This is a genomic window from Pseudomonas sp. SB113, assembly GCF_040754745.1.
GTDB lineage: Bacteria > Pseudomonadota > Gammaproteobacteria > Pseudomonadales > Pseudomonadaceae > Aquipseudomonas > Aquipseudomonas grimontii.
Map to the genome: position 1 here is coordinate 265,844 of NZ_JBFMHW010000007.1, position 23,934 is coordinate 289,777.

24 protein-coding genes and 1 tRNA gene are annotated in these 23,934 nt (G+C 61.4%); 7 read left to right on the plus strand and 18 right to left on the minus strand.

The window, feature by feature from the left end:
• Position 1 precedes the first annotated feature (1 nt).
• Positions 2 to 78 (plus strand) — tRNA-Asp (locus tag AB1462_RS12270).
• 338 nt (positions 79 to 416) lie between these two features.
• Here the strand turns inward: AB1462_RS12270 and AB1462_RS12275 are convergent.
• Positions 417 to 1,583, minus strand: coding sequence for a catalase family protein (locus tag AB1462_RS12275; protein ID WP_090399835.1), 1,167 nt, complete (start codon positions 1,581 to 1,583; stop codon positions 417 to 419).
• The gene (locus tag AB1462_RS12280) at positions 1,580 to 3,388 is read right to left on the minus strand and encodes a di-heme-cytochrome C peroxidase (RefSeq protein WP_367246774.1); all 1,809 of its coding nucleotides are present in this window, start codon (positions 3,386 to 3,388) and stop codon (positions 1,580 to 1,582) included. The genes AB1462_RS12275 and AB1462_RS12280 overlap by 4 nt, the downstream gene beginning before the upstream one ends.
• A 258-nt stretch (positions 3,389 to 3,646) precedes the next feature.
• Here AB1462_RS12280 and AB1462_RS12285 point away from each other — a divergent pair, with 258 nt between their 5' ends.
• From AB1462_RS12285 to AB1462_RS12300, 4 genes are all read left to right on the plus strand, one after another.
• Entirely contained in the window at positions 3,647 to 4,378 is a 732-nt protein-coding gene (locus AB1462_RS12285) for an FKBP-type peptidyl-prolyl cis-trans isomerase (RefSeq protein WP_053128690.1), read from the plus strand.
• Between the two features lie 318 nt (positions 4,379 to 4,696).
• The gene (locus tag AB1462_RS12290; RefSeq protein ID WP_090401971.1) at positions 4,697 to 5,152 is read left to right on the plus strand and encodes a DUF1232 domain-containing protein; all 456 of its coding nucleotides are present in this window, start codon (positions 4,697 to 4,699) and stop codon (positions 5,150 to 5,152) included.
• A 96-nt stretch (positions 5,153 to 5,248) separates the two neighbouring features.
• The gene (locus AB1462_RS12295) at positions 5,249 to 5,587 is read left to right on the plus strand and encodes a multiprotein-bridging factor 1 family protein (RefSeq protein WP_367246775.1); all 339 of its coding nucleotides are present in this window, start codon (positions 5,249 to 5,251) and stop codon (positions 5,585 to 5,587) included.
• Positions 5,584 to 5,955 carry a hypothetical protein gene (locus AB1462_RS12300; protein ID WP_005786715.1) on the plus strand — a complete coding sequence of 124 codons (372 nt, stop codon included), beginning with the start codon at positions 5,584 to 5,586 and terminating at the stop codon, positions 5,953 to 5,955. Before AB1462_RS12295 ends, AB1462_RS12300 begins: the two co-directional genes overlap by 4 nt.
• Here the strand turns inward: AB1462_RS12300 and AB1462_RS12305 are convergent.
• On the minus strand, positions 5,952 to 7,721 hold the full coding sequence (locus AB1462_RS12305; protein WP_259194583.1) for a bifunctional diguanylate cyclase/phosphodiesterase: 1,770 nt from the start codon (positions 7,719 to 7,721) through the stop codon (positions 5,952 to 5,954). The two genes, AB1462_RS12300 and AB1462_RS12305, sit on opposite strands and share 4 nt — an antisense overlap.
• Before the next feature lie 118 nt (positions 7,722 to 7,839).
• Positions 7,840 to 9,921: a carboxy terminal-processing peptidase gene (locus AB1462_RS12310; protein ID WP_186731575.1), complete on the minus strand. Its 2,082-nt coding sequence runs from the start codon at positions 9,919 to 9,921 to the stop codon at positions 7,840 to 7,842.
• Between the two features lie 138 nt (positions 9,922 to 10,059).
• Between AB1462_RS12310 and AB1462_RS12315 the strand changes: the two genes are divergently transcribed.
• The gene (locus tag AB1462_RS12315; protein ID WP_259194584.1) at positions 10,060 to 11,022 is read left to right on the plus strand and encodes a zinc-binding dehydrogenase; all 963 of its coding nucleotides are present in this window, start codon (positions 10,060 to 10,062) and stop codon (positions 11,020 to 11,022) included.
• Between the two features lie 38 nt (positions 11,023 to 11,060).
• On the opposite strand, the gene AB1462_RS12320 is transcribed toward AB1462_RS12315, so the two are convergent.
• The 6 genes from AB1462_RS12320 to AB1462_RS12345 all read right to left on the minus strand — a co-directional run bounded on the left by AB1462_RS12320 (position 11,061) and on the right by AB1462_RS12345 (position 16,433).
• Positions 11,061 to 11,714: an HAD family phosphatase gene (locus AB1462_RS12320; protein ID WP_090401979.1), complete on the minus strand. Its 654-nt coding sequence runs from the start codon at positions 11,712 to 11,714 to the stop codon at positions 11,061 to 11,063.
• Between the two features lie 30 nt (positions 11,715 to 11,744).
• Positions 11,745 to 12,734: an ABC transporter ATP-binding protein gene (locus AB1462_RS12325; RefSeq protein WP_090401981.1), complete on the minus strand. Its 990-nt coding sequence runs from the start codon at positions 12,732 to 12,734 to the stop codon at positions 11,745 to 11,747.
• Positions 12,731 to 13,531 (minus strand): ABC transporter permease, encoded by an 801-nt coding sequence (locus tag AB1462_RS12330; RefSeq protein ID WP_053128704.1) that lies wholly within the window; start codon positions 13,529 to 13,531, stop codon positions 12,731 to 12,733. Before AB1462_RS12330 ends, AB1462_RS12325 begins: the two co-directional genes overlap by 4 nt.
• Positions 13,518 to 14,363 (minus strand): ABC transporter permease subunit, encoded by an 846-nt coding sequence (locus tag AB1462_RS12335; RefSeq protein WP_090401983.1) that lies wholly within the window; start codon positions 14,361 to 14,363, stop codon positions 13,518 to 13,520. Before AB1462_RS12335 ends, AB1462_RS12330 begins: the two co-directional genes overlap by 14 nt.
• A complete protein-coding gene (locus AB1462_RS12340; RefSeq protein WP_090401985.1) occupies positions 14,360 to 15,166 on the minus strand; it encodes an alkaline phosphatase family protein in 807 nt (268 codons plus the stop codon). Before AB1462_RS12340 ends, AB1462_RS12335 begins: the two co-directional genes overlap by 4 nt.
• A gap of 190 nt (positions 15,167 to 15,356) precedes the next feature.
• Entirely contained in the window at positions 15,357 to 16,433 is a 1,077-nt protein-coding gene (locus tag AB1462_RS12345) for an ABC transporter substrate-binding protein (RefSeq protein ID WP_027607118.1), read from the minus strand.
• Between the two features lie 347 nt (positions 16,434 to 16,780).
• Here AB1462_RS12345 and AB1462_RS12350 point away from each other — a divergent pair, with 347 nt between their 5' ends.
• The gene (locus AB1462_RS12350) at positions 16,781 to 17,494 is read left to right on the plus strand and encodes a UTRA domain-containing protein (protein WP_053128712.1); all 714 of its coding nucleotides are present in this window, start codon (positions 16,781 to 16,783) and stop codon (positions 17,492 to 17,494) included.
• A 120-nt stretch (positions 17,495 to 17,614) separates the two neighbouring features.
• On the opposite strand, the gene AB1462_RS12355 is transcribed toward AB1462_RS12350, so the two are convergent.
• The 8 genes from AB1462_RS12355 to AB1462_RS12390 are packed head-to-tail and all read right to left on the minus strand — an operon-like array spanning position 17,615 to position 23,726.
• A complete protein-coding gene (locus AB1462_RS12355) occupies positions 17,615 to 18,532 on the minus strand; it encodes a zinc ABC transporter substrate-binding protein (RefSeq protein WP_315338909.1) in 918 nt (305 codons plus the stop codon).
• Positions 18,532 to 19,431, minus strand: coding sequence for a metal ABC transporter permease (locus AB1462_RS12360; protein WP_101268265.1), 900 nt, complete (start codon positions 19,429 to 19,431; stop codon positions 18,532 to 18,534). Before AB1462_RS12360 ends, AB1462_RS12355 begins: the two co-directional genes overlap by 1 nt.
• On the minus strand, positions 19,428 to 20,174 hold the full coding sequence (locus AB1462_RS12365; RefSeq protein WP_259194588.1) for a metal ABC transporter ATP-binding protein: 747 nt from the start codon (positions 20,172 to 20,174) through the stop codon (positions 19,428 to 19,430). The genes AB1462_RS12360 and AB1462_RS12365 overlap by 4 nt, the downstream gene beginning before the upstream one ends.
• Positions 20,171 to 21,091, minus strand: a complete 921-nt coding sequence (locus AB1462_RS12370) for a metal ABC transporter substrate-binding protein (protein ID WP_090401993.1) — start codon at positions 21,089 to 21,091, stop codon at positions 20,171 to 20,173. Before AB1462_RS12370 ends, AB1462_RS12365 begins: the two co-directional genes overlap by 4 nt.
• Positions 21,092 to 21,110: 19 nt before the next feature.
• The gene (locus AB1462_RS12375; protein ID WP_090401996.1) at positions 21,111 to 21,671 is read right to left on the minus strand and encodes a DUF6162 family protein; all 561 of its coding nucleotides are present in this window, start codon (positions 21,669 to 21,671) and stop codon (positions 21,111 to 21,113) included.
• Positions 21,668 to 21,991: a hypothetical protein gene (locus AB1462_RS12380; RefSeq protein WP_090401998.1), complete on the minus strand. Its 324-nt coding sequence runs from the start codon at positions 21,989 to 21,991 to the stop codon at positions 21,668 to 21,670. Before AB1462_RS12380 ends, AB1462_RS12375 begins: the two co-directional genes overlap by 4 nt.
• A complete protein-coding gene (locus AB1462_RS12385; RefSeq protein ID WP_090402000.1) occupies positions 21,988 to 22,527 on the minus strand; it encodes a thiamine pyrophosphate-binding protein in 540 nt (179 codons plus the stop codon). The genes AB1462_RS12380 and AB1462_RS12385 overlap by 4 nt, the downstream gene beginning before the upstream one ends.
• Positions 22,524 to 23,726 (minus strand): PepSY-associated TM helix domain-containing protein, encoded by a 1,203-nt coding sequence (locus tag AB1462_RS12390; protein ID WP_367246776.1) that lies wholly within the window; start codon positions 23,724 to 23,726, stop codon positions 22,524 to 22,526. The genes AB1462_RS12385 and AB1462_RS12390 overlap by 4 nt, the downstream gene beginning before the upstream one ends.
• Between the last annotated feature and the right edge of the window lie 208 nt (positions 23,727 to 23,934).

Here is a 23,934-nt window from a genome sequence, read left to right on the forward strand (position 1 = left end):
CGCAGCGGTAGTTCAGTCGGTTAGAATACCGGCCTGTCACGCCGGGGGTCGCGGGTTCGAGTCCCGTCCGCTGCGCCATATTCGGTAACCTGGAACGCTGAACGCCAGGTCACCACAGAAAGCCCGCTCATTGAGCGGGCTTTTTTTTGCCTGCGATTTGACCTTTCTGCGCCTTGCCGCCGCCCTGGCGCTACCTGGCCTTTTTCTTGCGCGGCTGGCGCGTGGCCAAGTGCTCGAAGCAAAAAGAGGCAGTGCCGAACACGGCGATGATGGTCAGTACGATCATGCCTAGGGTTGAGCTTTCCATGATGGGCTTCCTACGTGATGGAGTAGGCGTCCACGCTAGAGTTACGGCGAAAGCGCCTCAATAGACCCGACGCAATCCTTACGGCGCCGGGCCCATTGTTACGCAGTCTTTACGGGGCGTTGCGGCTGTGGCGGTAATCGCTGACGGCCTCGTACACCGCCTTGCGCAAGCGATTGATACCGCCGATAGGTCGGTGTTCTTCCACGCCAAACCACGGGTTGAACGACTGGTTGTCGCACGCCAGGTTCTGCTCGGGCGTATCGAAGTCCTGAGCCGGGATCCGCACCTTGGCCACGCTCTCGTAGGGCGCATCGCTCTCCTTCCATTCGATACTGGTGTCTTCGATCGGCATGAATTTCTGCGGGTTCTGCCGCTGGATCTGCAACACAAAACACGCCGGCACACGGTCGGTGGACAACTGCTGGCTCAAGGCGCTGCGCAAGAAGTTCGGCAGGTCCTGGTTCTGTTTGGGCAGGACGTATTCCGGGCAGCTCTGCGGGTCGGGCGCGACGCGAAACTTGGCATTCGCCGCGCCGAACTTGTAGGGCGAGACCGAAAAGTATGTGGTCTGCGTCGGGCTGGCCGGTGCGGGCGCCAGGGTTGCCAGGGCGATAAACAGGTGACGCACCTGCCAACTGCGCGGATCGGCTTTGGGGAAGAACGCCAGGACTTTCTTGCCATCCGCTTGCGCACCGATGTTCTGCGCGTACTCCGCCACATCGCTGACAAAGAAATTCGGGTGGCTGAACATCACGAAGTCCTGTTCCGTACGTGCCTGCTGGTCGGCCAGCAGTTGTTTGCCCGGCACGTCCAACAGCTTGAGCGCCATGCCCCGGGCATCGCGAATGCTGTCGAACTGCGGGTAGGCGTTGCCGTTGGACAACCGCATCATGGCCTGCCAGGTCTTGCCCGGTTCGGCGAACACACCCTGGCGCAAAGCCGGGTCGAGATCGGCCAGTACGCTGACTTCGGCCTTCACGCAACCATGGGCCTTGGCATGGGCATCGCGCAGGTAGCGCGTGCCTTCGCGATGCTGGTCAACGATGCGCACTGCCGTCTGGATGATGCCTTGGGTCATGGCCGCTTCACCTGCGGGGATCTGCTCATTCGGCGACACCGCGCCGCTGTGCTGCCAGGCAAACCAGGCGGTGCTCGCCAGCCAGCCGAGCAGTCCCAGGCCCACCAGCCACAGCAGGGTCTTGCCGAGAAACGCGCCGATGCGCAGCCACAGGCGGGCGAGCAGGGAAGGTTGGTCGTATCGAGATCGGATCATCATGGCAGTTGTTGCTCCAGCGGGCCGCCCAGCACTTTGAGGTATTCCAGCAGCGCCCAGCGTTCCTGCGGCAGCAAGCCACGGCCGATGACGCCATTGCCACGTTGGCCGGCACGGAATTCGTGGCCGCTGTTGTGGTTGCCGGTGAGTTTGGTGTCGAACAGGAAGGCATTCTTGAAGGCTGCGGTCTCAAAACCCAGGTGACGCGGGTCGTAGTTGAAGGTGCCTTTATAGAAGGTGGTGCTACGCTCGTCCTGAGGCGAGAGCAACTGGTAGATCGTCGGCACCGAGCCGTTGTGCAGGAACGGCGGGGTAGCCCACACACCGGCCAGCGGGCGGGCCTTGTAGGCGCGCAGCTCGCGCACGCCAATGGGCAGGCCGTAGCCATCCAGGCGCGGGCGCTCGGCCGGGGTGACGCCGGCGGCGCGGTAGGCGTGGTCTTCGACGAAGGCGGTGACGTAGGCCAGGCCCTTGGCCACGGACATTTTTTTCAGGTCCAGCGGCTCGGTGGGGGTGGGGTGCAGTTCGACATTGAGCTTGGCCAGCTCCGCCGGGTCCCACTGCAGGGCACTGAGGTCGTAGCGCTGGTCGGCAATGTTGCTGGCGGTGCCTGGGTCGGTGCCGATGTACTCCACTGGCAGCATTTTCAGCTGCTGCACAGGCCTGCCATTTTCCTGGGCGACAGCGGGCACGTGGCAGCCGGCGCAGTTCTCGGCGAATAGGGCGCGACCTTGGGCGGCGAGGGGCTTGTCGATGGTGCCGAACAAGTCCTCGGGCCAGGTCGGTGGCTTGAGACGTTGCAGGGTTTCTTCGATCAGGTTGAGGTCGCGCACCCTGACGCTCGACGGGTAGCGGGCATCGCCTTGAAGCGGTTGGCCGGCGGCGTCGAAAAAGGTCAGCGTCGCGCCTACACCGAGGGCTTCACCGATATTGCGCGCCATGGGTTGCTGGGCCGAGCCGTTCCATTGCACCCAATCGAAGGTCCAGATGTCCCACAGCTGCGGGTAGTCCACCGGCGCATTGGCGACGCGGTAGTTGTCCGGCGAAATGGCATCGCCAAAACTGGCATTGGCGATGCGGCCAAAGGCGTCGGTGCGACCCGGGCCTTCTTCGGTGGGGTAGAGGCCGCGGTGGGTGTCGTTCCATGCGACCTTGAGGAACTTGTCCAGCGACTGTTTGAAGTCCTCGCGCAACTGGCTGTGCTCGGCGTCGTAGCGATCCCCCAGCACCTGGCGGGCAAACCGCTCGAATTTCCATGGGTTGTAGTAGGTGGCGGCGAGGCTGGCGACCAGTGCCTGGCCGAAACTGCCACCGCGCAGGGTTGGCACGCTGGAGGGCAGTACGTGCTGGGCCGAGCCGCCGTCGATACGCAGGGCCTGGCCCCTGAAGTGCAATTCGCCGGTATGGCAGGCGGCGCAGGTGATATCCAGGTACTCGACGTTGCTGCCGGCGTTTTTATGCCGGGCGAACCCCACGGGCAGGTTGCCGGGGTTTTGCGTGGTGGGCACCTGCTTGGGGTCCACCAGGAAACCGAAGCGCGCCAGATACTCCGGTGTGGCAAAACGCCGCTCGGAGAACGGTAGTTCCAAGGCGGTGAACCAGTTGTAGTGCAGGCCTTTTACTTGAGTGCCCTGGGGCGTGAAGTAATAGGTCTGGCGGTCGGCGGCACTCCATTGGGCCTGGTAGTGCACCTGCTCCACGGGCACGTAGTCGGGTAGCTTGGGGTTGACGGTGTAGTACAGCACCACGGCCAGGATCAGGCCCAGCGCGGTGAGTATCAGCAGTAAAACACGGGAAAAAATGCGCAAGATGGCTATCCTTGTCTCGGCCTTGTCGAGGGGTTGCGTTGTTATGCCACTACGCCACAGGTGGGGCAAGTGGCCATGAGCCTGGTAACAAGTGGTCCCACGATCCTTCGCAGCGGCCCATCATGAATGAAAATGCTTTTAAACACGTGAACTTATCAGAAGTTTCCTGCTCACATGCCGGTAGCCATTGGTCGTGGCCGCCTGATAAGCTCGCGACTTTATTCGAATGCCCTTTTGGCGCATGAACAAGGAAATAGCATGAAACAGCATCGGTTGGCGGCGGCGGTGGCCCTGGTTAGCCTGGTACTTGCGGGTTGTGATTCGCAGACCAGCGTAGAGCTGAAAACCCCGGCGCAGAAAGCTTCCTACGGCATCGGCCTGAACATGGGCAAAAGCCTTGCTCAGGAAGGCATGGATGACCTGGACTCCAAAGCGGTAGCCCAGGGCATCGAAGATGCCGTCGGCAAGAAAGAGCAGAAGCTCAAAGACGACGAACTGGTTGAAGCGTTTGCCGCACTGCAAAAACGTGCTGAAGAACGCATGACCAAAATGAGCGAAGAGTCGGCAGCCGCCGGCAAGAAATTCCTCGAAGACAACGCCAAGAAAGACGGCGTAGTCACCACTGCTTCCGGCCTGCAGTACAAGATCACCAAGAAAGCCGACGGCCCACAGCCTAAGCCGACTGACGTGGTGACTGTTCACTACACCGGCAAGCTCACCAACGGCACCACCTTTGACAGCTCCGTGGATCGCGGTAGCCCGATTGACCTGCCGGTCAGCGGCGTGATCCCAGGTTGGGTCGAAGGCCTGCAACTGATGCACGTTGGCGAGAAGGTCGAGTTGTACATCCCGTCCGACCTGGCCTACGGCGCCCAGAGCCCGAGCCCGGCGATCCCGGCCAACTCCGTGCTGGTATTCGACCTGGAACTGCTGGCCATCAAGGACCCAGCCAAGGCTGAAGCCCCTGACGCACCAGCCGCCAAGAAGTAATCGGCGCCTGAACACATAACGCCCCGTCTCGACGGGGCGTTGTTGTATCTGAAGCCTGCGCAAATCCAAATGCGGGTGCTGGTGATCCAAACGAACGTCTGCATAGGGCAACAGTCAGATGTAGGACTCGAGCACGGGTAGCCGCACGCAAACGCCAAGTCAATGAAATCTTGGGTTTTTTTGATGTGCGCAAAAAACGCCCGATCTGACTGAAAGCCTTGTAGAACGTGGCTTTCAGCCGGTAAAACAGGCTCTGTTCACAAGGTTATCCACAATTTGTGTGGATAACCTTTCTGTTTGATGGAACTGGAGTGACAGATGAAACCACCCTTCAATTTCACCCGTTTCCTACCCATGGCTGCACGTTTGCTGGGCCGTGGGCGCTTGCCGACCTTGCTGTTTGCTGTCGCCGCCAAAGGGTCCAGCCAGGGCAACCGCCTGGGCAAGCTCAAGGAAGATCTCAAATTGCTTCAAGCCCTGTGCCTGGCGTACTGGCGGGGCGAGTACCGGGCCATCAGCCCCAAGGCACTGATCTCGGTGGTGGCGGGGCTGATGTACTTCCTGAGCCCGATTGACGCGATCCCGGACTTTATCCCGATGTTCGGCATGCTCGACGACATCGCCGTACTGGCGTGGGTCATGAAGACCCTGGAAGGCGAGCTGAGCGCGTTTCGCGCCTGGCGTGATGCACAACGCCCGGAAAAACTCGCGGTGGTTGAGCGCTTGCCTGCGACCCCTGCCTTGCTGGCCAAGGAACACCCGCAAAAAAACTGATGACGTGGCTATCCCCCTGCGACCTTTGTGGCTGTTAGGATTACACTCCTAAGGAAAGAGCTTACTCAGTAAGTGCAGTTATCCTACGGGGCGGTCATGGATATTCAGATAATTTCACGCAATGGCGAACCCGAATACGCGGTGTTGCCATGGGATCAGTACCAGGCGCTGCTAAAAGCCGCCGGTCAGCAACAGCCTTCACCGACGCCTTCTTCTGCTGTTCAAGCCGCGCCTGACCAGGATTTGCGCCCGCTTGCAGACCTGCGCGGCCTACGTGAAGCCAAGGGCCTGGCGATTGAAGCGTTGGCCCGCACCGTGGGCATCAGCCCCTCGTATCTAGGATTGATCGAAAGTGGTGAACGTCAGCCGGATGCCGCAATCCGCCGCAGCCTGGCCTGGGAATTAGGCGTTGCAGGTTGGAGGGATGAATCTTGAGCCTACGTATCAGTCGTCAACATTGGGATGGGTTACTTAATGAACTGGACCAGGCGCGCCGCCAGCGCCATCTGCTGACCTACCGAGCACTGTTGGAGCGCCTGCAATTTCCGACGCCGGCGATGCAAACCCTGGCTGCTGCCCTGGAGCACCTGGCGGCGCTGGACGCCAAGGCCGAGCAACCGTTGCGCAGCTCCCTGGTGATCAGCCAGGGCGCAAGTCGCCTGCCGCGTACCGGGTTCTTTGAGTGCGTGGAGCGCCTGGGGCGTTTCAGCGGGCCGTCCGATGGTGTGGCCGCCGCCTCCTGGCATGCCTCGGAAGTGGTGCGGGTGTTCGAATACGAGTATCCGGAGTCTGCCGAGGCTTAAAGCGCCTGGGGCAACATGTCCATGCTGTCGATCACATGGATGCTGTAGCCGGCCATATCCTTGGCATGGTGCTTGGCCTGCGAGGCCAATTCCGCCAACTGGCTGGCATCGAGTTGTCCACAGGCCTGTGGATACAAATGCACCACCCCAATCGACAGTGACAGCAACGCAAACTCTTGGCGTACGCCCTGGCGGTTCAGTGCCACGAAGCAGCCGGCGTCGAGGTGCTCGGCGCGGTAGAAGCGCCGGCACTGGGTATGGAAATCTTCCAGCAGCTGGTTGAGCCGCTTGCGCCAATCCTGTGGCCCCAATACCAGCAAAAAGTCATCGCCACCGATATGCCCGACAAAGTCGCGGCTGGGGTCGACCCGGTCGTTCAGGCATTGCGCCAGGCACAGCAATACCTCATCCCCACGTCCGTAACCGTAGATGTCGTTGAACGGCTTGAAGCTGTCGATATCCACGTAGCAGATCACCGACTCCCGCTGTTGCTGCAACAGCCGCGTAAGGCACTGCTGGATCGGCACGTTGCCGGGCAGCAGGGTCAGCGGGTTGGCATAGCGCGCCTGCTGGATTTTCAGTTCGGTGATCAGTTTGAGTACATCGATCACCCGGCCCAGGCCCAGGTAGTCGCCATTGAGCGTGATGATGAAGTCTTCTTCGATGCGTTGCCGGGCGCGGCTGGTCAGCAGCCGGCTGACCTGTTGCAGCGATTGGCTCAACTCCACCGCCAGAAAATCCGTACTCATCAGCCGGCTGATGGGCTTGCGCGCAAACAGGTCGGTGGCAAACGGCTTGAGCAGTGCATCCGACAGCGAATGCCGGTGCACGATACCCACCGGGTGGCCGCGCCCATCCAGGACCGCCAGGGAGTTAAGGTTGGCCTGGCGGCGGAACGCCTCCAATACCTGGGCGGTGGCAGTGTCCTGATCGACCGCCGGTTGCTCGTTGAGCAGGGCGCTGAGGTCGCCGGCCTCTTCGCTGAGGGCCACGTTGGCCTGGTCGGGCTTGGGCAACATCTGGCGCGCTTCCTGTGGCGGCTGCTCCTGGGGACGGCAGAGCAGGTAACCCTGGACCAGGTCGACGCCCATTTCGGTCAATACCGCCAGCTCCTCCGGCAGTTCGATGCCCTCGGCGATCACCTGGGCACGTGAGGCCCTGGCGATTTGCAGGATAGAGCCGACAAACTCACGCTTGAGCGCATCCTGATGGATACCGTCGATAAAGTGCCGGTCGATCTTCACGTAATCCGGGCGCAGTTCCGACCACAAGCGCAGGCTGGAATAGCCGGCACCCAAGTCATCCAGGGCAATCGAAAAGCCCATGTTGCGGTAATGGTGCAGGGCGGTTTGCAGCAGGTCGAAATCGTCGGTGGGGGTCTGCTCGGTGAGTTCGATCACCACCTGGCTCGGCGGAATGCCGAAGTCGCGCAGCAATTGCAGGGTGCGGCCCGGTTGATGAGCGGTCTCCATCAAGGATTCGGGCGAGACATTCAGGAACAGCTTGCCCGGCAGCTTTTGCTCGCTGAAGCGTCGGCATGCGCTTTCGCGGCAGGCCATTTCCAGTTCGCTGAGGCGCCCGGCATGGCGCGCCACCGAGAACAGGGCAATGGGCGAGTGCAGCGGGCTGTTCGACGGGCCGCGGCTGAGGGCTTCGTAGCCAAGAATGCGCCGTTCTGACAGGCAGATGATCGGTTGGAACAGGCTGTGCAAACTGCCTTGAGCCAGGATAGAGCCCAGTGCATTCAGCTGTTCGGTCATGGTCATGGCGATCTCGATCGAAAAAAAAGGACCGCAGGCGTTACGCCGACGGTCCTTCATTTCACGACAGAATGATGTCTATATGATGACACTCCGAGGAGCGATCACATTAAATCGCCATCATTTACTGCTTGGCCACCTGCTTGGTGATCTTCAGATAGTCCAGCAGGATCCGGCCGCTCTCGGCCAGGTAAGCATCGTCTTCCGGCTTGGTTTTATCCGCCTCGGTCGGCAGCGCATCTTCGTCTTCTTTCTTCAGTTCCTTGAGTGGGTCTTCACCCTTGGCCTTGCGGCGGATGTTTTCCAAGACCAGTTGCTTGTTTTCGATGTCGGAGTGCTGCGCGCGACGGTCCACTTCATTGAGGCTGACGGTTTTTTCTTCCATCAACTTCTTGGCCAGTGCCAGCTTGTCGCGGATGAACACAAACTCGGCATCCTTGGCGGAGCGGGTATCGTGGTCAGTCTTCAACTGCGCCAGGAACGGCTTGAACGGGTCCGAGGCCGGCTTGATCGCAGGGCGGATGGTGTCCCACGGCATGGCTTCCGGCAGGGCGCTTTCGCCGATTTCCTTGGTGTCGATGATCGACGGGAAATCGATGTCCGGCAGTACGCCCTGATGCTGGGTGCTCTGCCCGGAAACCCGGTAGAACTTAGCCAGCGTCAGCTTGAGTTCGCCATGGTTCAGTGGCTGGATGGTCTGCACGGTGCCTTTGCCGAAGGTCTGGCCGCCGATGATCAGCGCGCGGTGGTAGTCCTGCATGGCACCGGCGAAAATCTCCGAAGCCGAGGCCGACAGACGGTTGACCAGCAACGCCATCGGGCCTTTGTAGAAGGCGCCCGGGTTCTCGTCTTCGAGCACGTCGACACGGCCGTCAGCATTGCGTACCAACACGGTCGGACCTTTGTCGATAAACAGGCTGGTCAGCTCGGTGGCTTCCTGCAGGGAACCACCGCCGTTGTTGCGCAGATCGATGACCACGCCGTCGACTTTTTCCTTCTGCAGCTCGGTAAGGATTTTCTTCACGTCACGGGTGGTGGACTTGTAGTCCGGGTCACCGGCACGGAAGGCCTTGAAGTCCAGGTAGAAGGCCGGGATTTCAATCACGCCCAGTTTGTAGTCCTTGCCATCCTGCTTGAGGTTGAGGACTTTCTTCTGCACGGCCTGGTCTTCGAGCTTCACTGCTTCACGGGTGATGGACACGATCTTGCTGGTCTGGTCGTTCGGTGCGTTGGTGTGCGGAATCACTTCCAGGCGCACCACGCTGCCTTTCGGCCCACGGATCAGCTTGACCACTTCGTCCAGGCGCCAGCCGACCACATCGACCATCTCTTTGTCGGCCTGGGCCACACCGATGATCTTGTCGGCAGGAGCCACCTGCTTGGTCTTGTCTGCCGGACCGGCCGGCACCAGACGCACGATCTTCACTTGGTCATTGTCGCTTTGCAGGACGGCACCGATGCCTTCCAGCGACAGACTCATGTTGATATCGAAATTTTCCGCGTTATCTGGCGACAGATAATTGGTGTGCGGATCGTAGGACATCGCGAAGGTGTTGATGTAGGCCTGGAAAATGTCTTCTGCACGGGTCTGGTCCAGACGCGCCAGTTGATTCTTGTAGCGCTTGGTCAACAGCTCCTGGATGGCCTTTGGCTCTTTGCCGGCAATCTTCAGGCGCAGCACTTCGTCCTTGACGCGTTTGCGCCACAGGTCGTCGAGGGCAGCGGTGCTGGTCAGCCAAGGCGCGTCCTTGCGGTCGACCAGAAGGGTTTCCTTCTGGGTGAAGTCGAGCTTGTCGACACCCTTGTCCAACTCACCCAGGGCGAAGTCCAGACGCGCTTTGACACGGTCAAGGTAACGCTTGTAGATGGTGAAGCCGGGCTGCAGGTCGCCGCTCTTGAGGAAGTCGTCGAACTGCGTCTTCCACTTGTCGAACTCAGCGATGTCGCTGGCCAGGAAGTAGCTGCGCGACGGATCCAGCAGCTTGAGATAGCTGTCGTAGATGATCACCGAGCGCGCGTCGTCGAGCGGCGGCTTGCTGTAGTGATGACGCTTGAGCAACTCGACGACGTTAAGGCTGGCAATCACCTCATCGCGGTCCGGCTGAAGGTTGTCCCAGCTGTTGGCTGCGAACGTATTGGTCGACATCGACGCGAAGCCGATACCAATGAAAAGAGCGAGGGCGGTGCTGGGGAACAGATGCTTCATGCTGATTCGACGCGGGGGCAATTGATAACGCATATTAGGCCGTCTTTGAAGTTGCCGGTTCCATAGGGGCCGGTCGCATAATGCAAAAAGCCCGACGCTACTGCTGCGGGCTCAGTCCAGACTCACTATGGAGGCACTGTGAAAGCATTGCAAGGCGTTGAAGGTCATGTGGAGTGGTTGGAAGAACCAAGTCCTACATGTGATGTAGGCCAAGTTCGCATTCGAGTGGCGGCTGCGGGCCTTAATCGCGCCGATTTATTACAGCGTGCAGGGCTATATCCGCCACCGCCTGGCGCCAGTCCCGTGCTGGGCCTGGAGTGTTCCGGTGTGATCAGCGAAGTGGGCCCGGGTTCGTCCTGGCAAGTGGGTGATCGCGTCTGTGCGCTGCTGGCCGGTGGCGGCATGGCCGAAGAGGTGGTGGTGGATGCACGCCATGTGTTGCCGGTACCGGAAGGTTTGTCGCTGATTGAAGCGGCGGCGCTGCCGGAGGTGTACAGCACGGCGTGGCTCAACCTGTTCCAGTTGGCGGGCCTCAAGCCTGGTGAGAAAGTCTTGCTGCACGCCGGCGCCAGTGGCGTGGGCTCGGCGGCGATCCAGCTGTGCAAGGCATTTGGCAGCCCGTGCTGGGTCAGCGTCGGCTCGGCGCAGCGCCTGGCCTACTGTGAAGACCTGGGCGCCCAGGGCGGCGTAGTACGTACCGACGGTATCGAAGGGCTGCGGGATTTCGGGCCATTCGATGTGATCCTCGATCCGGTCGGCGGCAACTACGCCGCGCTGGACCTCAAGCTGCTGGCGCTGGACGGTCGTTGGGTGTTGATTGGCTTGATGGGCGGCCGCGAGGCGCAGTTGGACTTGGCCCAGGTACTGGGCAAGCGTATCCAGTTGTTGGGCTCGACCCTGCGCAGCCGTGATGATCAGTTCAAGGCAGACCTGTTCAGCGACCTGAGCCAGCATGTATGGCCGCTGTTCGCCGAAGGGCGTCTGAGCCCGCAATTGGCCAGAACGTTTCCGATCAAGGATGCCGAGGCGGCGTTTGCGGAGCTGGCGACTAACCAGATCGCCGGGAAACTGGTGTTGGTAATTGACGAAAACCTCACCTGATCCCGGACTGGAATAGGGTCGATGTGGGAGGGGCGGTGTCAGACCCAGTGGTGGATTGGCCAGCCGGATTTTTCGGCATGCTCGCGCAATACCGCATCCGGGTTCACCACCTGCGGGTGATCGACCTTCAACAGCAACGGCAAGTCATTGCGCGAGTCCGAATAGAAGTACGCGCCGTCCAGCGTCTCACCTTCGCGCTCCAGCCATTCCAGCAAGCGCGTGATCTTGCCTTCGCGATAGGTCAGTACACCGACGGTATGGCCGCTGTACACGCCGTGACTCACTTCCAGTTCAATCCCCAGCACCTCATCAATGCCGATACGCGCCGCAATCGGTTTCACCAGGTGAGTACCCGAGGCGGAGATCACCAGGATCCGGTCGCCGTTGGCGCGGTGGCGGGCGATGGTCTTGGTGGCGTCGCTGTAGATCAGCGGCTCAATCACGTCCTCGACCCATGGCTCCACCAGGTGGTCGATTTCCTCCGGGGTGCGACCGATCATCGGTTCCAGGCTGAAGTCCATGAAGTCTTCCATGGCCAGCTCGCCCCGGCTGTAGGCGTCCATCAGCTCGTTGTTCCTGCGCATGAACGACTCCGGGTCGACCCAGCCCAGGCGGCCCATTTGTTCGCTCCACAGGGTGGCGCAGTCGCCGTGAATCAGGGTGTCGTCCAGATCAAAAATTACCAATGCCATCCGTTACGCTCTCTCAGAGTTTACTGCTGCTCAGGCTACTTCACACAGCGCACTGGGGTCGATGGAAAGTGCCAGGCGCTGGCCGTCCGGGTGCAGATCGTCCGCCGAGCGGTTGAGCACGTCCACCACCAATTCCACGCCACGGGCTTCGATGCGGTAGCGGATCACGTTGCCCAGCAGGCTGTGGCTGCGCACCAGCGCGTCGAGTTCGCCGTCGCGGCTCAGTTCGATGGCCTCCGGTCGAATCGCGATGCGCCCGCTGATCGGGCGTTGCAGCAGTTGGCTGGCCTTGTCGGCGTCCAGCAGGTTGTAGTTGCCGATGAAACCGGCGGCGAATACATCCACCGGTGCGGTGTAGAGGGTCTCGGCATCGCCGCTTTGCACGATCTTGCCCTGGTTCATCAGGAAGATCCGGTCAGACATGGTCAGCGCTTCTTCCTGGTCATGGGTCACGAAAATCGTGGTCAAGCCCAGTTCGCGCTGGATCTGGCGGATCTGTTCGCGCAGGTGCTTGCGAATCCGCGCATCCAGTGCCGACAGCGGTTCATCCAGCAGCAACAGGCGCGGGCGGGTGACCAGGGAGCGGGCCAGGGCCACACGCTGGCACTGGCCGCCGGACATCTGGTGCGGGTAGCGGCCGGAAAGGTCCTTGAGTTCCACCAGTTGCAGTACTTCCTGCACGCGCTTGTGGCTGTCATCGGCGTTGACCTTTTGCATGCGCAGGCCGAAGGCGACGTTCTGTTCCACGGTCATGTTGGGGAACAGCGCGTAGCTCTGGAACACCATGCCGATGTTGCGTTTCTGTGGGCTCAGCGGAACGATGTCCTGGCCGTCCAGCAGGATTTTCCCACTGTCCACCGAGGTCAGGCCGGCGATGCAGCGCAGCAGGGTGGACTTGCCGCAACCGGATGGGCCGAGCAGGGTGACGAACTCGCCCTTGGCGATTTCGCAGTTGATATCACTGAACACCGGGGTGCCGGCGTAACCTTTTTGCAGATGTTGGACGCTGACGAAGCTCATTGGCTTTTGTCCTTGTTCAAGATATTGGCGGCCCAGGTCAGCACCAGCACAAAGAAGAAATAGGAAATCACGACGGCGCTGGTGAAGTGGCCGCTGCTGTTGCGCATGTTGTTCAGGTACACCTGCAGGGTTTCGTAGCGGGTGCCCACCAGGATATTGGCAAACACGAACTCACCGAACAGGAACGAGAACGACAGCAGCAGCGCCACCATCAGGCCTTTGCGCAGGTTGGGCAGCACCACGAAGATCGCCGCTTGCCAGGTGCTGGCGCCAAGCAGTTGCGAGGCGTCCATCAGGTCGCGCAGGTTGATGGCTTGCAGGTTGTTGGTAATCGCCCGGTACATGAACGGCAGCGCCACGGTGAAGTAGCAGCCGATCAGGATCCACGGCGTGCCCACCATCGCAAACGGCCCGGACCCGTACAGTTGCAGGAGGCCCACCGACGACACCACCGGCGGCACCGCAAAGGGCAGCAGGATCAGGATGTTCATCAAGGCGTCGAGCTTGGGGAAGTGGTAATGCACCACGAACAGCAGCGGCAGAATCAACACCACCGACAGGATCAACGCGCCCACGCACACCAGCAACGATTGCCCGAAGGCCATCAGGAAGCGTGGGTCGCTCCACAGCTGCACATACCATTTCACCGTGAAGCCGGCGGGCAGGATGGTCGCCGACCAACTGCTGGCAATGGAGTAGACGAAGGTGCCGATCAGCGGCAGCACCAGGATCGCAAACAACAGGTACACCACCACGCGGTGGTAGAGGGAGGCCGGGCCGGCTTCAGCGCGAGACATGGTAGCTCCTCTTGAGCAGCAGTTGATGGACCACGGTGACCACGGTCATCAGCGCCACCAGCACCACGGCCAGGGCGCTGGCCAAGTTCGGGTCGAGCGATACATCCCCCGACACCAGGCCGGCGATACGAATCGGCAGCACGTTGAAGTTACCGGTGGTCAAGGCGTAGACCGTCGCGTAGGCGCCCAGGGCATTGGCCAGCAGGATCACGAACGTGCCCAGTAGCGCCGGGGTGAGCACCGGCAAGCCGATATGTCGCCAGAACTGCCAGCCATTGGCGCCGAGCAGGGCGGCCGACTCACGCCAGTCTTCGCGCAGGGCGTCGAAGGCTGGGTAGAGCAGCAGCACACCGAGGGGGATCTGGAAGTAGGTGTAGAGGATGATCAAGCCGGTCTTGGAGTACAGGTTGAAGTCCTGAATGATCCCGGCTTGCTTGAGCATGATCGTGATGCTGCCGTTGAACCCCAGCAGGATGATGAACGCGAAGGCCAGGGGCACGCCGGCAAAGTTGCTGGTCATGTTAGCGAAGGCGGTGACGAAGTTGCGCAGCGGCGAATCCACCCGGCGCAGGGAGTAACTGCCCAGCGTGGCGATGATGATGCCGAAGATGCTCGAGTAGAAGCTGATCTCCAGGCTGAACTGGATGGCCTGCAGGTAGAACTTCGAACTGAAGATGCGCGTGAAGTTGTCCAGGCCCCAGCCGGTTTCTTCGGTTTGCAGGCTATTGATCAGCACCCATACCAGCGGGGCGATTTCGAACACGATAAAGAACAGCGTGAAAGGCACCAGGCACAGGAGGGCCAGCCATTTGCCGCGGGATATTGAACTCACTTCAGTAACTCCCGGCACACAGGTTTGTCGTGGGGCACGCCCAGCAGTTCGCAGACGGTGCCGCACAGCTCGGTTTGTTTCGGTGCGGCTTTGGTATCCAGGCTGAAGGCATCGCCGATGACGAACAGCGGGACTTCGCGTTCTTCCGGCAACAGGCCGTTGTGGGAGCGGTCGTTGTTCATGCCGTGGTCGGCGGTCACCAGCACCTGGTAACCGGCATCGAGCCAGCCTTGCAGGTAATCGGCGAGGAGGATGTCGGCCGAGCGTGCGCTGTTGCGGTACTGTGGTGTGTCGAGGCCGTGCTTGTGGCCGGCATCGTCGATGTTCATCGGGTGCACCACCATGAAGTCCGGCGTGTGCTTGAGCCGAAGGCTTTCGGCGTCGGCGAACAGGTGGGAATCCGGGTAGTGGTCATTCCAGTAGAAATGCCCGTGCTGGATCGCCAGCGCCTTGTCGTCGGTATGACGATCCCGTGCGGCGAGAAAGGGCGTGCGGTTATACAACTCGCTGACCCAATGGTAAGCCGCCGCCGCCGTGGTAAGACCTGCGTCGGTGGCGTAATGGAAGATGCTGCGCTGGTTGGAGAGGCGCGAGACCTGGTTGTGCACGATACCGCTGTGGATCGGTGGCACACCGGTGAGGATGCATTCATACAGCGGGCGGGACAGCGAGGGCAGTTCACATTCCAGCGTGTAGAGGGCTGCGCGTCCTGCGCCGACATAGGCCTGCAAGTGCCCCATGGCGTGCCGGGCAACCTCGAAGTTCAGGCCGTCGAGCACGACAAGGATGACAGTGTGCTTCATGGGGGAGAGCGCTCCGCAACGATTGACTTGGCTCAATTCCTCTGGAGGAACGGGGTCAAAAATGTGGGAGGGGGCTTGCCCCCGATAGCGGTGTGTCATTCAACGGATTTGTTCGCTGATCCACCGTCATCGGGGGCAAGCCCCCTCCCACATTGGATCTCCACTGGAGCTCCAATGTGGGATAAAACCCTTACTTCATCTCTACGATGACCTGCTCGTTCCACAACTGAGGCAGTTTTTTGGAAGTCGCTTCCCAGGCATCGGCATCCTTGATCGGCTGCGGGTTGGCCTTGGTGTACTGCTCGCCCGGAATCAGGTTCTTGGCAATGTCGGCCGGCAGTTTCAGGTCGGTTTCGGCACGGATCGGGCGTGCGTTGCCACGCGCCAGGTTGAGCTGGCCGGCGTCGCTGAAGATGTACTCGCGGGTCAGCTTGGCGGCGTTCGGGTGCTTGGCGTATTTGTTGATGATGGTGGTGTAGCCGGATTTCACCGAGCCGTCCGACGGGATCAGCACCACGTAGTCATCCGGGTTGGCCATCTTGGCTTTGTAGCTCAGGCCGTTGAAGTCCCAGACGATACCCACTTCGACTTCGCCTTTTTCCATGGTGGCGATGGTCGGGTTGGACAGGCCGAGACGACCTTGCTGGGCGATCTTGGTGAAGAATTGCAGGCCGGGGGCGATGTTCTTTTCATCGCCTTTATTGGCGATGGCGGCGGCGAGTACGGCGTTGGACGCCTGGGCCGCAGTGCTCACGTCACCCACCGAGACTTTGTATTTGCCGGTTTGCAGGTCAGCCCAACTGGTAGGGACTTCGGAACCGTGCAGCAGCTTCTTGTTGACGATGAACGCGATGGTGCCGGTGTAGGCCAGGGCCCAGTGACCGTCCTTGTCTTTCGCCCAATCCGGCACCGAAGCCCAGTTGGACGGTTTGTACGGCTGGGTGACTTCCTGCTTCACCGCGATGGGGCCGAAGGCGGCGCCTACGTCGCCGATGTCAGCGCTGGCGTTGTCTTTTTCGGCTTTGAACTTGGCGATTTCCTGGGCCGAACTCATGTCGGTGTCGATGTGCTTGAGGCCGTAGGTCTTGGCCAGGTCTTCCCAGGTGCCTTTCCAGTTGGCCCAGTCATCGGGCATGCCGACGCTGTTGACGGCACCTTCCGCTTTCGCGGCGGCTTCCAGAGTTTTTAGATCGGTATCAGCGGCCATGGCGGCGGTGCACATGGCAATGGTCGAGCCTAACAGTGATGCCAGGAAAAGCTGTTTCATCCGAAGCTCCTTTGGGCGTTTTCAACGCGGCGGTGTTTTCTACGGTGTTGTTGGTCTAGGTCAGAGCAATACCTGAGCCAATCTAGACGCGATGGATGACAGTTTCATGTCGATGTCGTTTTTAAAGCCTTGATGTCGCTCAGCGCAGGCTTAGCGTAGACCATGCTCAAGTGCCCGTAGGGACTGGACTTGGCCGGTGTATTGCAGGGTGTGGTGCAGGGACGGGACAGGGACTGTCATCTGTCGGTCATCAGGAGTGCCTAGGCTGGCAAGCAGTCGCGCAAGCCCATTTACCCAGCGGTTTGTGCACCTGAACAGTGCTGGTCTAGTCCAGATAGGTAACGTTGATGCGTGATGAGGCAATCAAGGCGGTGACATCCATTGGCCTGGCGCTGCAAGAGCAGATCGACCACGGCCTGTTGCCGCCTGCAAGCAAGCTGCCCGCCGAGCGCAAGCTCAGCGAGTTGTTTGGTACCACTCGAATTACGGTGCGGGAAGCCTTGTTACAGCTGGAGGCCCAAGGGCAGATTTATCGCGAGGAGCGTCGTGGCTGGTTTGTCTCGCCGCCACGCCTGGCCTACAACCTGATGCAGCGCAGTCACTTTCACGCCATGGTCAACGACCAGGGGCGGGTGGCGTCGACCGAGGTCATTTCCGCACGGCTGCAACCGGCCTCGGCTGCGGTGTGTGCGTGGTTGCAGTTGCCGGCATTGTCCAGCGTGATCCAGATTTGCCGGGGACGGCGGATTGACGGACGGCTGGTGTTGTATGTGGAGCACTACCTGAACCCGCAGTATTTCCCGGGGATTCTTGAGTGCGACCTGAATCAGTCGATGACCGAGTTGTATGCGCGCAAGTACGACTTGCACTACGGGCGGGTGCGCTTCGAGATCGTACCGACCTCATTGCCGGTGGAAGCTGCTGCAGCATTGCGCGTGTCGGTGGGCAGCCCGGGCTTGCGGATCGCCCGGGTCAATTATGACCAGCACCAGCGGTTGATCGACTGCGACCTGGAATTCTGGCGGCATGATGCGATTCATGTCGGCGTCGATGTGGTTTAGCCGTTGTGCACCGTAATCCAAATGTGGGAGGGGGCTTGCTCCCGATGAGGGTGTGTCGGTGAGTGCAGCTGTGACTGACCCACCGCTATCGGGAGCAAGTCCCCTCCCACAGGTGATGTGTCAGTCAGTTGAAATTGTTTTGATCACCTGATTCACATTGGTTTCCAGCTCGGTCACCGGGTCTGCGCCGTCGACGTCCAGCACCAGCAGCTTTGAGCCACCTGCCGTGATGGCGGCTTTTACCACATCACTCGGCTGGCGATGATGCAGCACCACCGCTACGTCATTCTCCTTTAGCTCGGCACTGAGTTTCTGCAACGCCTCAGGCGTCCAATCGGCGTCGGGCCGGGCATCGGTGCTGAGCAGTTCCAGATTCAGGCTGCTGATCAGATACGCAAAGTGATCGCTCAAGCTGACCACACTCAGGTTGTCCGCCTTGGCCAGTCGCGCTTCGCTGTCAGCGCTGAGCTTGAGCAGGCGTTGCTTGAGCGCGGCCAGGTTGGCGTCGATCTTCGCCTTGGCGCCCGGTGCCAGGCGGCTCAGGTCGGCGGCCAGGACATCGGCCATGCGCCCCAGGTTGTTGCTCGATTGCCACGGCTGGCTGTTCAAGCCGTCGGCCACGCCAGGTTGCACGGCGATCCCCGGCAAGCCGCCATCCACCGGGCGTGCGGCATCGATTTCGACGATGCGGATATTGCTGCGCCGGGCCACCGGGTAGAGCGGGTCATCGGCCCACAGCGAGCGCAGGCCGATGGCGGCGTCGGCGTCCTGGGCCAGCGTGTTCAGTGCCGGCGCGCCACGGCCGGTGAAGTACGACACCTGCCGCGAGCCCGGCAGGTTGGCCGGGGCCGCGCGCTCAAGCTGCACGTCGGTGCCCTTGAGCAGCACCTGCGCGAGGCCGTAGGTGATCGGCAGCGAGGCCAGGACTTTGACCGGTTTGGCCGCGTGAGCAGCAGGTTTGCCGACGTCGGCCGCCATCAGCGGCGTGGTGATCAAGCAAGCGATGGCCAGGGCCAGAGGCTGAAGAACGGAGCGCATTATCCAAGGTTCCCTTTAAGGCTGGGCACGGTGCCGCGCGCGATGGCGGCAAAGGCGAAGGCGATGCCGGCCACCAGGATGATCGCGGCACCGGAGGGGATGGGCAGGTCGAAGATGATCGGCAACAGGATCCCGCACAGGGTGCTGACGGTGGCGATCACCACCGAGATCCAGAAGAAGCCTTTGAGGGATTGGCTCAGCAGGCGGGCCGCCGCGGCCGGAATCACCAGCAGCGCGCCCACCAGGATGGCGCCGATGACCTTGACCGCGGCCACGGTGATCAACGTCACCAGGATCACGAACAGGTAGTCCAGGGTCTTCACCGCCACGCCACGCACCGCCGCCAACTGCGGGTTGAAGCTGGCGAGCATGATGCGGTTGTACAGCGGCAGCGCCAGGGCCATCACCAGCGAGCCGACAATTGCCAGTACCAGCAGGTCGTTGCCGTTGACCGTCAGCACCGAGCCGAACAGCACGTTTTCGAGGATATGCACGTTGATCTTGCCCGCCAGGATCAGCAGCAGGCTGGCGCCCAACGCCAGGGACACCGACAGGAACACGCCGATCAAGGTGTCTGGCGCGAGGCCCGTGCGGTTGCGCAGGTAATTGAGCAGGATGCCGAATAACAGGCAGTAACCGAACAGGCTGCCATAGGGGCCGGTATAGGGTTCACCCAGCAGAATGCCCACCGCCACGCCGGTCAGTGCGGCATGGCCGACCGCTTCGGAGAAAAACGCAAAGCGCTTGACCACCACCAGCGTGCCCAGGCCGCCCAGTACCGGGCCGATCAGCAGGCCGGCGAGCAGGGCGTTGACCACAAAACCATAGGCCAGCGCTTCCGGCAGGTAACCGGAAGAGGCCCAGCCCTGGACCATCAGGCGAAACGCTTCATAACTCATGGCGCCGGGCTCCGAGGGTGGGTCGAGAACAGGGTCAGCAGGCGGTCCGGGGTCAGCGCCTCTTTCGGCGTAGCGTCGAACAGCAGGCGGCGGTTCAGGCCGGTGACGCGGTCGGCCAGGCGGCCCACGGCTTCCAGGTCGTGCTCGATCCACAGCACGGTGATCCCGGCCAGGCGCCAGTCATTGAGCAAGCGTTCGAACACCTGGATGCCGGCCTCATCGAGGGCCGACATCGGTTCATCGAGTACCAGCAGCTGCGGTGCCGGAATCAACCCTTGGGCCAACAACACACGCTGGCGCTCACCGCCGGACAGCGCGCCCATGCGGCGCTTGCGTTTGTCCTGCATGCCGACCCGTTCCAGCGCCTCGCCAATCGCGGCGGCGTAGTGTTTGGACAAACCCAGAAACGCCGGGCGCCGCTGGCACATGGCGGCCATGAAATCGTCGACAGTCATCGGCAAGCCCCGGTCGAACTCCAGCGCCTGGGGCACATATCCGATGGTGCCGGGTGTGCCCGGCCATTGCAGGCTCAGCTGTCCCTGGTGCGGTGTTTGCCCCAGCAGGGTCTTGATCAGCGAGCTTTTGCCGCCGCCATTCGGGCCCACCAGCGCATGGATGCTGCCCGGTTGCACCTGGAAGCTCACGCCGTCGAGGATCACGGTGCGGCCCAGGGTCAGGGACACCTTGTCGAAGTCGAGGGTCGGGCCGACGCTGGCGACTTTAAGTTGTTGCGCTGCGGTCATGCCCCGGACTCCTGGATCGCCCGCACCACGGTGTTGAGGTTGCCGGTCATTTCCACTTCGTATTTTTCAGCGCTGTATTCACCGTAGGAAATATGCGACAGCGGGTACAGCTTGACCCCGGATTCACGCTGGATGGTGTCGACGTAAGTGGACGGGAAATCCATCTCCGAGAAGATCACTTTGACGTCCAGGGCGCGCAGTTCGTCGATGGTCTTCTTCAACTGGCTGGGGCTTGGCTCGATCCCGTGGGCCGGTTCGACCACGGCCGTGACTTCCAGGCCGAACTCGCGCAGCAGGTAATCGTAGGCCGCGTGCACGGTGGCGACGCGCAGGTCCGGGTTGGGCGCGCTGGTCAACTTGGCCAGGGCATCGGCACGCATCTGCCGCAGGCGTTTGCCGTAGGCGCGGGCGTTCTGGGTGTAGGTCTTGGCGTTGTCCGGGTCGAGCTTGCCCAGCTCGCGGGCGATGTTGTTGACCTGGGCAATCGATGCACTGATCGACAGGAACGTGTGCGGGTTGACCACCTTGCCGGCACCGCGCGCGGCGTTACCGGTGGCCGCCAGCAGCGGCACATTGGCGTTGGCTTCGATCACCGGGATGTCCGGACGCTCGCTGGTGGCGATCATGCGGTCGGCGAAATCGTCATGGCCGACGCCGTTGAGCACGATCACATCCAGGGTGCCGATGCGCTTGATGTCTTCGGCGCGTGGCTCATAGGCGTGGGGGTTGAAACCGGCCGGGATCAGCGGCACCACTTCGGCCTTGTCGCCGACGATATTGGCCACGTAGCTGTAATACGGGTGCAGGGTGATGCCGATACGCAGGCGTTTGGCCGCCTCGGCATGGGCGAGGGGAGCGAGTATCAGGCTGAACAGGCCAACCAGAAACACGCGCAACAGGGGAGATGAAATAGACATGGGCAATCGGTCTTCTCGTTCAGTGACGGTGCTGGCGGGTGACGCCAGCATCGAATTGCGCGACCACCTGCTGCCAGCCGGCTGCGATCAGCGCCTGGTCAGTGAGGTCGGTGGGGGCGGCCAGGTCTTTGCTGCGGTTGAGCCAGATGTCCGGCTCGGCGCCTTGCACGCGCATGAGCAGCGAGCCACTGGTGGTTGGCGCCTGGCTCAGTCCCAAGTAGGCCGAACTCGCCAGCAGCTGCCAGCGATGGTCGCCGCGGCTGACCGAACTGGCGTCGTGGGCAAACGGCGCAAAGCCTTCTTCGGCCAGTTGCTCGGGGCCAGGCAGGGCGCTTTGCTCTTGCTGCAGCAAGTGGATTTCATCCAGCGTTACCCGCAGGTCGGCGTAGATGCCTTGTTCGGCGGCGCTCAGGTCGCGGCGGGCATCCAGTTGATGGCTGGGCACCGCCGCGACGGCCTGGGATTCACCGTGCAGCGCCACCACGGTTCCCGCCACCGCGAGGATGATCAGGCACAGCAGCAGGACGTAGAGGGTTTCGTGGCCGGCACCGGCAGGGCGTACAACCTGTGTGGTACTCATTGAGCCGGGATATCCGCTTGGTCGATTTCCACCACGTGACCGGGGCCGGCATCAAACAGCACATAGAACTCGGACGCGGGCTTCTTGAAGGTCAGGGTCGAGTCCTGGCCAAGCTTGCCGGGCAGCAGGATGGTTTCGTCGTAGCCGATCACATCCAGGGTCACGCCGGGGGCGCCGCTGCCATCGGAGAAACCGCCTTTGCACTGGATCTGCTCGCCGGGGATTTCCTTGCATTCGCACATCGGGTTGTGGGCGAAGGCTGTAGTACTGAAACCGGCGCACAGCAACAGCGCGGCGCGGGACAGGCGCTTGAACGTCATGGTTTAACTCCTTGCTTGTTCAGCCAGGCAATGGTGGCTGGCGAGGCCTGGCTCAGCGGGATGGAACCCTGGTGCATGGTGCCGTCCCAGCCTTCCATGGTGACCCACAGTTCGGCGTCGACGGGTGTGCGTTCCGGCACGGGCAGGCCGGCACCCATGCGGTACGGGGTGCCGAAGAAAATCACCCCGGCGGCACGCAGGCTGCGCGGTTTGCCGATACGCAGGTACGTGGCCTTGACCTGGTCGGCGCAGGTGTCGCAGAGCGCGGCGTTGAAGAACTTCATCGGGCCGGCCGGGTTGGGGCGTGGGCCTTCGTTGCGGAATTCGGCCAGCGTGAGGCTCCAGGGTCCGACCTGCACGTCGCCGGCCACACGCTCGCCGATACCGGTGTCACCGCGAAACAGCGCGGCATCGGCGAAGTACTTGGGCATGAAGCCCAGCGGTACCAGTAACAGCAGGACATTGATGTGGAAACGCCATTTCAGCCAGAAGGCCCGCAACGGCGAAGGCGGTGTAGCGGTAGCGACCTTGCTCATCGGTTGGCCTCCGAGGTTTCAGCCTGCATGGCCGGGATGGGCGCCGACGCACGTTGCGTCTTGGCTTCGCGCTTGAGGGCGTTGAGGGTGGCCAGGGCAGTGCGCTTGGTCCAGATCAGCAAGCCGCTCAGGACCATCATGCTCAGCACCAGGCCGAAGAACGCCCAGATCAGCTTGATCCAGATGCCACCGAAGTCGCCGGTGTGCAGGGGGCGCATGGATTCGGTGACGAACTCCAGCTTGGTGCGGTCGGACAGCAGGTGCGACGAGGCGATTTCACCGTCATACGGGTTGATCTGCGCAGTCTGGAACATCAGTGGGTACCAGCCCCGCCCGCCGATTTGCAGGTGACTGTAGGCATTGAGCGGCAGGCTCACGAAACTCGCCTCCAAGCCCGGGATACGTTGGGTGGCGATCGCGATCGCCTCATCCACGGGAATCATCGGTGCAGGCACGCCCGGGGCTGAGGTTGGGACTTTTTCGCGGGCGATCACCGGGACGATGGGCTCGCTGGAGATGGAGATCTGGTTGTCACCCAGGATTGCCTGGATCAGGAACCAGGTGCCGGTGATGGAAATCACCGCAATAAACCAGATCGACCAGATACCGCTCAGGCGGTGGAAGTCGCCCCAGAAAATCCGCGCGCCGTGGCGGATACGCAGGGTCGGCTTGAAAAAGCCTTTCCAGAAGCGCTTGTACACCACCAGCCCGGTGACCAGTGAGGCCAGCAACGGCAAACCGAGCAGCGACACCAGGTACCAGCCCCAGCTGAAGCCATTGGTAAACGGCACCAGCCACCAGCCATGCAGGGCGCGGGTGAACTGACGGAAGTCGAACGACGGGCTGATGCCCTGGATCGCTCCGGTGTACGGGTTGACGTAGACCTCTACCGAGCGACCGTCGGGGTAGCTGAGGCCGACACTCAGGGCAAAGTGCGATTCGTCCGGACGACTGAGAGACTGCACGATTACCTGGGGTTCGGCACGCTTGATGGCGCTGATCACCTGGTCGTAGCTCAGCGGCTCGGCATCACCCGACGGCTTGCTCGCACGGATATCCGGGTTGGCCAGCCACATGATTTCCTGGCTGACCACCGCCAGGGTGCCGGTGACGCAGACAATCAGTACAAAGAACCAGATGGGCAAGGCCAGCCAGCTATGCACGAGAAACCAGAGTTTTGAGCGTGACTTCTTCGACATGTGAATGAGGGTCTTGATCAGAGGAGGGCGAGGGAGGCCCGGAAAAGGCCGGTCGTAGCTTTTGCTGACGCGACAGGCTGTATCTAAATTAAGACGGATGAGAATGAGAAATCCCCAAGGTGGATATGAAAGAAAATGTTTCAGGTTCACATTCAGGGGGTATTTACGTCTCGATTGAACACGAAACATGCTCCAATCCATCACCCAG